This window comes from Streptomyces sp. NPDC059696 (assembly GCF_042733745.1).
Classification (GTDB): domain Bacteria; phylum Actinomycetota; class Actinomycetes; order Streptomycetales; family Streptomycetaceae; genus Streptomyces.
This window is the reverse complement of the sequence record NZ_JBHWFG010000010.1, coordinates 223,464-235,074: the sequence shown is the minus strand read 5'-3', so window position 1 is coordinate 235,074 and position 11,611 is coordinate 223,464. Positions and strand designations below refer to the sequence as shown.

7 protein-coding genes and 1 pseudogene are annotated in these 11,611 nt (G+C 69.2%); 5 read left to right on the top strand and 3 right to left on the bottom strand.

Annotated elements, in window-relative coordinates; translation table 11 throughout:
- Positions 1 to 69 precede the first annotated feature (69 nt).
- Positions 70 to 3,093 carry an FdhF/YdeP family oxidoreductase gene (locus ACFV20_RS14230; protein ID WP_385656053.1) on the top strand — a complete coding sequence of 1,008 codons (3,024 nt, stop codon included), beginning with the start codon at positions 70 to 72 and terminating at the stop codon, positions 3,091 to 3,093.
- Positions 3,094 to 3,525: 432 nt separating this feature from the next.
- On the opposite strand, the gene ACFV20_RS14225 is transcribed toward ACFV20_RS14230, so the two are convergent.
- The 3 genes and pseudogenes from ACFV20_RS14225 to ACFV20_RS14215 all read right to left on the bottom strand — a co-directional run bounded on the left by ACFV20_RS14225 (position 3,526) and on the right by ACFV20_RS14215 (position 6,764).
- On the bottom strand, positions 3,526 to 4,071 hold the full coding sequence (locus ACFV20_RS14225; RefSeq protein ID WP_385656051.1) for an AAA family ATPase: 546 nt from the start codon (positions 4,069 to 4,071) through the stop codon (positions 3,526 to 3,528).
- Between the two features lie 194 nt (positions 4,072 to 4,265).
- Positions 4,266 to 5,860: pseudogene (locus ACFV20_RS14220) on the bottom strand (Mu transposase C-terminal domain-containing protein); the annotation flags it as partial.
- 184 nt (positions 5,861 to 6,044) lie between these two features.
- A complete protein-coding gene (locus ACFV20_RS14215) occupies positions 6,045 to 6,764 on the bottom strand; it encodes an AAA family ATPase (protein WP_385656114.1) in 720 nt (239 codons plus the stop codon).
- 765 nt (positions 6,765 to 7,529) lie between these two features.
- On the opposite strand from ACFV20_RS14215, the gene ACFV20_RS14210 reads away from it, so the two are divergent.
- The 4 genes from ACFV20_RS14210 to ACFV20_RS14195 all read left to right on the top strand — a co-directional run bounded on the left by ACFV20_RS14210 (position 7,530) and on the right by ACFV20_RS14195 (position 11,428).
- Positions 7,530 to 8,765: a hypothetical protein gene (locus tag ACFV20_RS14210; protein WP_385656049.1), complete on the top strand. Its 1,236-nt coding sequence runs from the start codon at positions 7,530 to 7,532 to the stop codon at positions 8,763 to 8,765.
- A gap of 116 nt (positions 8,766 to 8,881) precedes the next feature.
- Complete coding sequence (locus tag ACFV20_RS14205; RefSeq protein ID WP_385656047.1) at positions 8,882 to 9,415, top strand: hypothetical protein; 534 nt, start codon at positions 8,882 to 8,884, stop codon at positions 9,413 to 9,415.
- Entirely contained in the window at positions 9,412 to 10,113 is a 702-nt protein-coding gene (locus ACFV20_RS14200; RefSeq protein WP_385656046.1) for an ATP-binding cassette domain-containing protein, read from the top strand. Before ACFV20_RS14205 ends, ACFV20_RS14200 begins: the two co-directional genes overlap by 4 nt.
- A 796-nt stretch (positions 10,114 to 10,909) precedes the next feature.
- Complete coding sequence (locus tag ACFV20_RS14195) at positions 10,910 to 11,428, top strand: hypothetical protein (RefSeq protein WP_385656044.1); 519 nt, start codon at positions 10,910 to 10,912, stop codon at positions 11,426 to 11,428.
- Positions 11,429 to 11,611 lie beyond the last annotated feature (183 nt).

Sequence of the window (11,611 nt, the reverse complement as noted above, 5' to 3'; positions counted from 1 at the left end):
GGCCGGCGCCTGGCGCTCCTGCAGACCGCACTCCTGGAGCACGCCGCCGCGCACAACCTCCGCACGGTCATGACCTTCCACCAGAAGGTCGAGGAAGCCGCGGCGTTCGCGGAGAAGCTGCCGGAGACCGCAGCGGAGCTGTACGTCAACGATGCCTCCGATGAGGACCTGGCCGCCGCTGACAAGCTGCCGAAGTCCTCCATCGACGCGGAGTTCTACGAACTCGAGGCCGACCGCCACGTCCCGCCGGACCGGGTGTGGTCGGCGTGGCTGTGCGGCGACCACACCGTCGCCGAACGGCGCGAGAAGATCCGCCAGTTCGCCAACGGCATCGACGCGGCCGGGCGCCGGGTGCACCGCGCGTTCCTCGCCAGCGTTCGCGTGCTCGGGGAGGGCGTGGACATCACCGGCGAGCGCGGAGTGGAGGCCGTGTGCTTCGCGGACACCCGCGGCTCCCAGGTGGAGATCGTGCAGAACATCGGCCGCGCGCTGCGACTCAACAAGGACGGCAGCACGAAGGTCGCGCGGATCATCGTGCCGGTGTTCCTCCAGCCCGGCGAGGACCCGACCGACATGGTCGCTTCCGCCAGCTTCCGCCCCCTTGTAGCCGTTTTGCAAGGTCTGCGCAGTCATGATGAACGACTCGTCGAACAGCTCGCCTCCCGCGCGCTCACCAGCGGCAAGCGCAAGGTCCACCTCCAGCGCGATGAGGACGGGCGGATCGTCGGGGCCGGCGGCGAGGACGGCGAGGACCAGGAGCAGGACGACACCGACGCCGCTGCCGAGTCCGCCCTGCTGCACTTCTCCAGCCCGCGCGACACGGCGACGATCGCGGCCTTCCTGCGCACCCGGGTCTACCGGCCGGAGTCGCTGGTGTGGCTGGAGGGCTACCAGGCCCTGCTCCGCTGGCGGAAGGAGAACGAGATCACCGGCCTCTACGCCGTTCCCTACGACGTCGAGGTCGAAGTCGGGGCGACGAAGGCGTTTCCGCTTGGGCGGTGGGTGCACCAGCAGAGGAAGGCGCTGCGGGCCGGGGAGCTGGAGGAGCGGCGCAAGGTCCTCCTGGACGCGCCGGAGGCTGGGATGGTCTGGGAGCCCGGTGAGGAGGCGTGGGAGAACAAGCTCGCCGCGCTCCGGTCCTACCGGCGGGCCACCGGACACCTCGCCCCCCGCCAAGACGCGGTCTGGACCGACCTCGCCGGCGGCGGCACCGTGCCGATCGGGCAGCACATGGCCAACCTTCGGAGGAAGTGCGCGAAGAACGGCCTGGGCAAGGACCCGGAACGGGCCGCCGAGCGCGCGGCGCAGCTGACGGAGATCGACCCGGACTGGAACTGCCCCTGGCCGCTCAACTGGCAACGCCACTACCGGGTGCTCGCCGACCTGGTCGGGCAGAACCCGGGCAGCAATCACCCGCGGCAGCTCTCGGCCCTGGAGGAGGCCAAGCGCAACGGCGGCCGCATCGTGGCGGTGAACCCGTTGCCGGAGGCCGGGCTGCGGCGTTTCAAGAACCCGCAGAAGCCGCGCGGGATCATGGGACGGGGCACCCAGATCGCCGACCGCTTCCTGCACATCAAGCCGGGCGGCGACCTGGCCCTGTTCCAGGCACTGAACCGGCTGCTGCTGGAGGCGGAGGACGCCCGTCCCGGCACCGTCCTCGACCACGACTTCATCGACGCCCACACCTCCGGCTTCGAGGAGTTCGCCCGGGAGGCCCGCACCGTCGACTGGGACGACGTCCACGCGGCGACGGGCCTGACCCGCGAGGAGATCGAGAAGGTCCGCGACGAGGTCCTGAAGAGCGAACGCGTCATCGTCTGCTGGGCGATGGGCATCACCCAGCACAAGCACGGCGTGCCCACCATCCGGGAGATCGTCAACTTCCTGCTGCTGCGGGGCAATCTGGGGCGTGCCGGCACGGGCGCCTGCCCGGTGCGCGGCCACAGCAACGTCCAGGGCGACCGCACCATGGGCATCTGGGAGCAGATGCCGGACAGCTTCCTGGACGCCCTGCAGAAGGAGTTCGGCTTCGATCCGCCGCGCCCGCACGGCCTGGACTCGGTGAACTCGATCAAGGCCATGCTGGAGGGCCGCGTCAAGGTCTTCCTCGCCCTCGCCGGGAACTTCGTGCGCGCCGCGCCCGACAGCGAGGTCACCGAGAAGGCGATGCGTGCGTGCCGGCTGACCGCCCACATCTCCACCAAGCTCAACCGTTCGCACACCGTCTGCGGCGACACCGCGCTGATCCTGCCGACGCTGGGGCGCACGGAGCGTGATGTCCAGGCCGACGGCGAGCAGTTCGTCACCGTTGAGAACTCCATGAGCGAGGTGCACACCTCCCAGGGGCGGCTCGAACCGGCCTCGCGCATGCTGCTGAGCGAGGTCGCCATCCTGTGCCGGCTCGCCCGGCTGACGGTCGACGGCAAGGGGGACATCCCCTGGGTCTCGTTCGAGGGCAACTACCACACCATCCGCGACCGCATCTCCCGGATCGTGCCGGGCTTCCACGACTTCAACGCCCGGGTGACCCGTCCGGGAGGCTCCCAGCTGCCCAACCCGGTCAACGAGGGCGTGTTCCGCACCGAGACCGGCAAGGCCCGGTTCACCCGCAACGAACGGGTGGTCCCGCGCGCCCCGGAAGGGCACCTGCTGCTGCAGACCCTGCGCTCGCACGACCAGTGGAACACCGTGCCGTACACGAACAACGACCGGTACCGCGGTATCCACGGCAGCCGCCACGTGGTCCTCGTCAACCCGGCCGACCTGTCCGGACTCGGCCTCGCCCAGGGCGATCGCGTGGACCTGGTGAGCGTCTGGGAGGACGGCACCGAGCGCCGGGCCGAGAACTTCGAGGTCGTGTCCTACCCGGCCGCCAAGGGCTCGGCCGCCGCCTACTACCCGGAGACGAACGTCCTGGTGCCGCTCGACAGCGTCGCCGACATCAGCAACCAGCCCACGTCGAAGGGCATCGTCGTCCGCCTCGAAGTCGGCGGTGAGGGAGTAGTCGGCGGTCCGCACGGCCTGGTGCAGAGCGACGGGAAGGTGCGGGCGGTGGCAGACCAAGGTCAGGTGGATACCGGTGAGGGCATGTAGCTGCAGGAGGCGCATCGCGCGACGGGCGGTGAGGCGGTGGGCGCGCGGGACGGTCAGCCGGTTCACGGGCAGGGCCGCGATCCAGGCGGTGGCGGCTTCCCAGGCGGGCTGACGGCCGGCAGGGAAGCGGCCCGGGAGCAGGGGCGGTTTGCCCAGGGCGGCGAGAAGGTCGTGGGCGAGGCCGGTTTCACTGGTGGTGCCCGGGCCGGGGTGCGGGGTGATCCGGCCGGACGGCGGATGGTGGGCGGCCAGGGCGGTGTGCGTGTGGATCGCGTCGTCACCTGCATCGATGACCACAGTGACGGGCGGCGGTGGCACAGCGGACGGCATGGCGGCGCGGTCGTCAGGCGAGGCGGCTGAAGGCCCAGCGCAGCAGCTCCTGGTCGACGCGGGGGCGGCCGGTGCGGGTCAGGGCGGTACGGTTGTGCGCGGTCAGCTGGGCCCAGGCCCGGAAGTTGCCGTGCGCGGCATGCTGGTCGGCGAAGGTGATGTCATCGGGGTCGGCGCCGTCGGCCCAGACCGGGTGAAACAGCGGGATGGCCTCCAGGACCTCACCGGGGGTGAGACGGGGAAGTGCTGCCAGATGAAAATGCGGGAGGACAGCATCGGCTCGCGGCGCAGCACGGTGTGGCAGCCCTCGCCGCCGACGAAGATGATCGCGGGCTGGGTGGAGGGTTCGTCCCACAGATAGCGGAAGTGCTCGAACGCCTCCCCATTGAGCCACTGGGCCTCATCCACGAGGAAGGTGCGGGGGCGTTCGGCCAGGGCCGTCTTCAGCAGCCGGTCGAACTCACTGGGGTGGCGCGGCGGTTCACCGGCCAGGTCGAGCGCGGTGAACAGTTCGTAGCGCACCGCGCGGGCGGTGGGACGGGCACGGAAGGTGATCTTGCGGACGTCCTCGTGCGGCTCGAGGCCGCGCAAGCAGATGTTGACGGCGAGCGTCTTGCCGAAGCCGGCGCCGCCGTGGATGCACATCATGGCACGGGCAGCGACGGTGTCGGATGTTCTCCCGGGCGCCGAGCAGGGCGCGGGTGGTGACCACAGACGCATCGGGCAGATCGACGTACTGGTAGGTGGCCGCGGTCACGAGGCGTCTCCGTCTTCAGCAGGGTCTGCGGCCCGTGCGGGCGGGCAGTCGGGGGCAGGTTCCGACGGGGCGGGAGCAGGCCGACCGGATGTGGTCCGGGTGGCGAGGGAGGGCGGGGTACGCCAGTCGGCCGGGGGCGCGGCGGGCGGGATGAGGTCCGGCAGCGCCAGCTTCGAGGCGTCGGTGTGCTCGACGGCGGCCAGTTCACGCCCGGCTTGAGCGGAGGTGAGGGCTCCCAGCCGTTGGGCCGGCCCGGCCGTGGTGGTCGGGGCGAAGTGCTGTCGGCGCAGCGTCTCGGCGGCTTTCACCTGCGCGCGCAGACGTCGGGCACGCTCCGCACGGGCTGTGCGCAGGGCCTTGAGTTGTTCGGGGGTGGCCGCGTCCGCGAGGTGCGCGGGCCCGAGATACTTGCCGCTCGCGTCACAGATGTCGATCTCGTGATCGTGGTGCGGCATGTAGCGCACGGTGACGGTACGGCCGGCCTGGCCGGTCATCCATGGGGCGATGTAGGTGCGCCCGCGCCACCGCACGCCGTGGCTGGTCAGCTTCCGCGGGCGGCCGTCGTCCTCCAGGGTGAACGTCCACAGGTCGGCCGCGGGAACATCGGTGACGGGAGTCGGATCGGCCTGCCATGCCTCAAGCGGCGTGCGGCCGGACAGCGCCTTGGGACGGTGCTCGGTGTTCCACCAATGTGTCCAGCCCAGCACCTCCGCGGTGAAGTCCTGAAACGACATGGCACCGGCTTCCGGCGTGCGGCCCGCGCCTTTGCGTCGCCGGCCGGAGCGGGGCTTGGTGAGGGTATAGCCGGGCAGGGCCGCGAACAGCATCCGGTCGACGGCTCGGTTGAGGTTCTCCACCGTGCCCTTGAGATGGGGGCTGTAAGCGGGAAGGTCCTTCACCGTCATGCCCATCGTGCCGAACGCGGCGGTGACGGTAGTCGACAGGAAGTCCTTGCCCCGGTCCACCCGCACCTGCTCGGGTGTCCCTCCCGCGGGGCCGTAGGGCTCCTCACGCAGCGCAGCGGCGCGCAGCGCGGCCAGCACGGAGGCGCGGGAAGGAACGCCAGGGGTGACCGCGGTGCCGGTGATGACTTTGGTGGCGGTGTCGATTGAACCAGGTCACCCACGGGCGCACCAGGTCACCGTCGGCATCGACCAGCAGCGGTGCCTGCACATGATCGGCCTCCCATACGTAATTGCGCCAGGAGGCCGCCCGTTTGCCGAAGACGTCGTGCGCGCGTGCCGCATCCGGCCCCGCCGCAAGACCGGCCCGCTCTCCCGCGGTGAGATCACGACGCACCGCGCGCAGGAACGTCGACAACGACGGCACCGGGTCCAGCAACGGCACCGCAGCCGGTGGGGCGCCCGCGGGAGAAGCCGCGGAGTCATACGCCGCCGTCGGCTGCCCTTCACGGCCACCGGTCTCGGCCCGGGCCACCAACTGGCGGTGGACCGCAGAAGCGTTGCCGTGCCAGTACGCCAACAGCACCCGGATCTCCCTGGTGATCTCGAACCGGTCACCGCTGCGTTCCCCGGGGCGGATCGCGGCCTGAGGCGACCGTGAGGCATCAGCCAACCACCGCCACACCGTCCGCTCCGACACCCCCAGGCACTCCCCGGCCAAGCGCACATGCTCCCGCGACAGCCGCCGCTCGGCGCGCAGTGCCAGCAGACGACGCACCGCCGGCGCCCGCAACGCCGTCAAGGACTCCTCCCCCAGCACACCAGCCGGATCCTCAGGCGGCGCCATCGACTGCCCGCCCACGCCGTGCCCCATCACATCCGCTTCCATAGAGCGCGCCTTCGTTCACCTCGTCGGAACAGGTGAAGGCCCCGTACACGAGCCCTTCGAGCAGCGCGGACCGTCACGGGTAGGGGCCAAGACGCGTGCAGGCCTGCTCGATCAGCTTCCACTCCACACGCTTTGCGGGGCCGCGCTCGCGGGCCGCGTAGACATGCGGCGTGATCTTCGCCCAGGTACGGAGATTGCCGTGCGCCATCTGCTCGTCCGCCCGGGCAAGGTCGTCTGGGTCCGCCTGCGCCCACACGGGATGGAACAGAGTCAGCGTCTGCGGCACTTGAGACGGCTCAAGCCGGCCGACCTGGTGCCAGGTCAGCACTCGCGAGCGCAGCGCCGACGCGCGGGCCAGGGCCCGCTCGCTTCCGGCCCCGCACAGCACCAGCGCCGCCGCACAGCCCGGCGCGTCCGACAGCTGCCGCAGATAATCCAGCAATGGCGGCGTCAGCCGCTGGGCGTCATCGATAAACAGCACACCCGGCTCGGCCAGTGCCCGCATCAGAGCCTGGCTAGCCGGTCCGGCCCGGTGTGGCAGCGCCCCCGACGGCAACCCGAGCGCTTCACACAGCGAGGCCCGCAGCTGCGGCAGACCGGGCGCCACTCCGGCCACCGCCCGCCACACCGGCACCCGGCCGGGCAGAAGATGCAAAGCCTGCTCGACGGTGACCGTCTTCCCCCGGCCCGTGTCCCCGTACACACAGCACATCCCGCGGGCCGCGACCGTATGCCCCGCAGCCTCCGCCACACCGGCCACCTGCCGTGTGGACACCAGCCGGGCCTCCGGCACGTACAACCCGCACACCGCCGCCCCGCGCCCCCGCCTCCACGGCGCTTTCCGGCACCGGCACGTCGGCGGGCGGCCCGTCGACAACAAGCGGACCACCCGCCCCGTCCACGAGCCCCAAATCCGCCAGCGCCCGGTCATACCGGCTCGGCTCCAGCCCCACCCTGGCCCCTGCCGGACGGGCCACCTCAAGAACCCGGCCCGCCCCCAGATCCCGCTTGATCACGCGGTGCAGCGTCGGCAGCGAGGGCACGCACTCCGCGCCCCACCCCTCCAACGCCCCCTCTTCCTGGGTCCGGAGCATCCTGCGCCGCAACTCCGCTACATTCCCGCCCGCCTCCCCGAGGACCTCCCACAAGGCGTCGCTCAGCGAAAACCCATCCTGCCGCGGCCGCGCCTCACACAGGAACAGCCAAGACCATGACAGCCAGCAACCAACCTGCTAACCGCCCCACAACATCCGCTTGGTCACCCCATGACAGCAACCACCATCCCCGTCCACACCCACTACCAGGACATCCACGCCACGATCCCGCTGACGCCCATCCGCTGCCACCCCAACGCCCAATCACAGTGACGCGCCACGGTCACGTCAGGGGGCTATAGGCGCTCGCTCTCGTGCGCACGCCCCCCGTTTTGCCCCTTCACTCCCTATAAGCCCTGGAACCGCCGATGCCTCTCCCGCTTCATATCGGTGTGTCAGTGAACCAACGAACTTCGTTCGTGCTCGTGTTGAACGCGAACCTGCGGCGCCAGGGAGGGCCACTGGTGGCTCTGCTGGTGGCCGTTCTGGTGGCCTGGATCTACGAGTACCAGGTGTACAGGTGGGCGTCCTGGCCTGAGGACCTGACCTGGATCGATCTCTACGATCCCGACGGTACGGGTGCCAGAGTGGCCACCGGGGCGGTCGCCGGGCTCCTGGCGGGGTGGCAGGGCGGAGCGGAGGAACGCAACGGTGCCCGCTGGATGGAGGGCACATCCGTGCGAGGGCCCGTCTCGCACCGGCTGATGGGCCTCGCCTCGGGGGTGGTGTGGCCTCTGGCCGGGTACCTCCTGGGCATGGCAGCGGTGCTGGTTTGGCCGCAACCGGTGCAACTGTCAGGCCGCATTCCATTGGACGCGATGAGCGTCGATGCCGCGTTCATCGTCGCCGTCTCATGCATCGCCTACCTCTTGGGCCAGGCAATTCCGCTTCGGGTGGCCCCACTGATCCTCGGCCTCGCGGCGATGTTTCTAGGGGCAATCTGGGGGTTCCTCTTTGGGATCCACCTGACCTACACAGGGGACCCAATCCCTCGGCAGGTGGTTTCCTGGGCACCGCCCACGCCACCCGTGTGGCTGCCGTGGTGCCGGGCCGTCCTGGTCACCGCTCTGGCGGCGGCCGCCGTGCTCCTGTCCGCCCGCCGCTGGAAGTCGGCGGTGGCCTTGGCCGTGGTGTCCGTGACGGGCGTGCTCGGGCTGAGCATGACACAGCCGGGCGGCTACGAGGCATCCGCCCTCAGTTCGGTCGAGGTCCGCTGCCGGGGGCACGCGCCCGCCGTCTGCATCTCGGCTCCGTACGAGAAGCAGCGTCCGCAGCTGGAGCGCATTGCAGGACAGTTGTCTGAACGTCTGAAAGGCGTCCACGGGATACCCACCCACTACGTATGGACGGACGATGCAAATCTCTGGGAAGCGGGGGGTGTTGCCGGTTCCTCTTGGGCAATCCCTGTCGATCAGCCTGACCTTGAGCGGCTGGCCTCCAAGATCGTCTCAGTTGGAGATTACTCCAGGTCCTGGCTGCGGGAAGTCTGCGACTACTCAGCGTACACGAGCGAGTACCCATCGTATACAGCGGAAGACGCCGCGGTGTTCGACTGGCTCGCCTCGTGTAACCGGAGCTCCTTCGGATCCCAGCTGGCGGCTCTTCCCGCACCCGAGCGCACTGCCTGGCTGAACCGGTATTTCGCAGCCACAAAGCGCGGAGCCTCCCCGCCGCCCATCCCGACCCCTGGCGAAAGGTAGACATGGCAGTTTCATCAATTCGTCTTCCCGCGTGGCTGCGAGCCGTGCCCGGACTGCGATGGCCCTGGCTGCTGTCGGTAACCGGAGTGTGCTCTGCAGCGGCAGGGATCGGCACCATGGCGGGCGAGGAAGAATCTCTGCTCTGGCTGCTCTCGCTCGCTCCCCTGCTGCCGCTGTTGTGGGTGGCGGCTAGCTACGGCGGCAAGGCCGACCCCTTCGCTCCCGTCATCCGCAGTACGCCGGCTGGCGGCCTTCGACTGCTGCTCCTGCGCACCGGAGCAGTACTCGTCATCAGTCTTCCGCTGCTGCTCGCCGCGGCACTGGTCGGCGTGGGCGTCTCGGCGTGGGCGGCAGCCTGGCTGGTACCCAGCCTCACCCTGACGCTCGCCGCACTGGTCCTCGGCTCATACATCGGCTGCCTTCTCAGCGCGAGCGTGACCAGCGCAGGGTGGGCTGTGCTGGTCGCTGCACTCTGGCAGCTGGACATGCGGAAGGACAGTCAGGTCCGCTCACCCGAAATCGTCCTGCTTCATGTTCTGAAGAACCTCCTGGACGCCAGCTCGCAGCTGATCTGGACCGTGGCCGCCAACGTGCTGGCAGTCCTGCTGCTGCTTCGCCGTCATTCTTTCAACGATGTGAGGTCCAGGTGATCAGTGCAACTGGACTGACTGTACGCCACCGTCGTACCACCGCCATTGACAGCCTCGATCTGGAACTCGGGCCAGGTGTCCACGCGCTGCTCGGCCCCAACGGCTCAGGAAAGAGTTCCCTGCTGCGTGTCCTGGCGACAGCCTCAGGTGCGGTGGAGGGTGAACTGAAGCTGTTGGACCGGGACCCGAGACGTCCTTCCGCACGACTGGAGATCCGGCTCCGCCTGGGGTACCTGCCTCAGACATTCGGGATGTTCCGCGGTTTCACCGTCAGGGAATGCGTGAGTTACGCGGCATGGCTGAAGGACATGCCCAGCCTCAGCACACCCCGGGCCGTTGAACGCGCGGTGGAGCAGGTGGGGCTGACCGAGCGCATCGACCACAAATACCGCACACTGTCTGGCGGTATGCAACGCCGGCTCGGCATAGCCCAGGCACTAGTCAACAGTCCCAAGCTGCTACTTCTCGACGAGCCCACCACCGGTCTCGACATTCAAGAACGTGAACGCTTCTACGCCCTCATGCAGCAGTTGGGCAGCACCACCACGGTGGTCTTGTCCACACATCTGATGGAAGACGTCACTTCCTGCTGCGAAACCGCCGTGATCCTCCACTCGGCCAGCAAGCTCTTCCAAGGAAGCCTCCAACGACTACATGAAGCCGGCGGCTACTCCGCCATCGTCCCAGATACGCCTTAGCAATCATGGGCTATAGCCAGCCGCGAGGAAGCTTCCCCGGGCTGCAATCCCATCCGTCCAGCGCACACCAGCGGCCCGAGGCTGACCCGCCGCTCGAAAACCGCCGACTCGAACCCGGCGTCGCCCTGGAAGGTCGCCGAATCGAACCGAGCGTCGCCGAGGCGTGCGTGTCCGGAGGCAGGGTCGTGGAGGGCGTCGAGCAGGGTGTTGAGCAGGCGTTCGGTGAGGGGGGTGCCGCGGTGGTCGATGTCGCTGCCGGGAGTCAGGGCACTGCCGGACGCAGTCCAAGGAAGCGAGTAGAACCGGCGGCACTTCCGCAGGCGGCGAGGCCTGACCCATCCCATGCTGCGCCCCGGCCGGACGACTCCCCGGCCGGGGCGCGGCCGTTTCCCACCCGTCGCTTCCGCGACTGCTGGGCGGTACCACAGCGATGAGGCCCGCACCAAGTCAGCGCTGGACTTTCGGAGTTCGGGGAACTCGTCAGTTTGTCCCGCGGGACAGCTTGGGTGTCCCGTTAGGTGAAGTGCCGCCCCTGGGCTCGGCAAAGTGATGCGCATGGACGGAATCCCGGGGCCGAAGCCGCCCCCCATCGACGGGCCCAAGTCGCCCCCCGCTGACTCACCCGAGCCGAAGAGGGAGATCAAGAACGATGATTCAGCCGACTCCGCGAAGGAAGGCCGGGCCGCCGCGCCCGCGCCGGAGTTCGCTCAAGAGGCAGGGAAGGCAGCCGTCAGCGGGGCGGCTTCCGGCGCGATCCGCGGGCTCATCGACTGGCTCCGCCACACCTTGGGAGGAGGTGAAGGCGACGGGGTGGGTTCCTAAGATCGGGGACTTCAAAGGACTGACTCAGGAGGACTGGCACGACTACGTCCTGTCCGCGCACAGGGCGTACGGCAAACCCTCCCCCCGCGAGATCGCGAGGAACGCCAAGAAGTACGACAAGCGGTACGCCATCGGCAAGACCACCATCCACGAGACCCTGCGCGGACGCTGGCCCACCGCGCAGACCGCCTACCGTCTCGGCCTCGGCATCGGCGGACCCGACCTCGCCCCGCAGTTCCGGAACGGGTGGTTGGCCGCCGACGGCAAGATGCGCATGGAGATCCACCGCCGGAAGATGAGCCACGTTCGGGAGAGGCTGCACCGCTACGAAGACGACGAAGAAGGGGAGTGGTGGGAAGGCGAGCGCCAGTGGAGGTGGCACAAGCAACGGGAGCAGGTGAAGCGAGAGAAGCGTCGCACAGTCGCCGTACTGATGATCGCCGTACCGGTGATCGCACTCGTGTTCACGGGGTTCTGGATGTACTACCGCTGAGTCGGGTGGTGGTCCTGCCGAAGGAAGCGGCAAGACCACCACGGTCACCTTGAGGCCGTTCTCTTACGCTCTGTCCTCCCCCACCACCTACACCGACCCCACCGGCAACAACCCCCTCATCGCCGGCTGCATCATCGGCGGCGTCGTCGACGGACTCGACTGGCTCACCCAGCGCCTGTCCGG